Origin of the sequence: Streptomyces sp. SID1328, from assembly GCF_009865595.1 — a bacterium.
In the GTDB taxonomy this organism is placed as follows: Bacteria; Actinomycetota; Actinomycetes; order Streptomycetales; family Streptomycetaceae; genus Streptomyces; species Streptomyces griseoluteus.
The window spans coordinates 1-390 of record NZ_WWKH01000810.1 but is presented as its reverse complement, the minus strand read 5'-3'; the positions used below and the strand labels follow the sequence as shown (position 1 = coordinate 390).

Genomic DNA, 390 nt, shown 5'->3' with positions numbered 1-390 from the left:
GACCGCGCGCGGACGCACGCCGAGGAGCAGCGGGCCGAGCGACAGCCGGTACGGGCCGTGGTGGCCGGCCGTCCCGCATCGCGGCCCACCGTGCACGGCGACCGCGGTCACGGCTACCGGGCCGAGGTCCGCTGGACGGAGCCGGGCCGGCGGACGCGTACCGCTGTCGCCGACGTGCGGGCCGGGACGCGGGCCGGGGACACGGTCACGGTGTGGTTCGACAGCCGGGGCCGTACGGTGGCGCCGCCGCCGAACGACGTGGCGGTCTGGCAGCACACGGTCGCGGTCGGACTTGGCGTGGCGGGTGGCACGGCCGCGATCGTGCTCCTGGCCCGCGCGGTGGAGCGCCGGGTCGCGCTGCGGCACCGGATGGCCGAGTGGGAGCGGGCC

General features: G+C 79.0%; 1 protein-coding gene. It reads left to right on the top strand.

The annotated features are described in order from the left end of the window. On the top strand, window positions 1-390 hold a 390-nt coding region (locus GT030_RS25870), incomplete at both ends, for a hypothetical protein (RefSeq protein WP_161203173.1).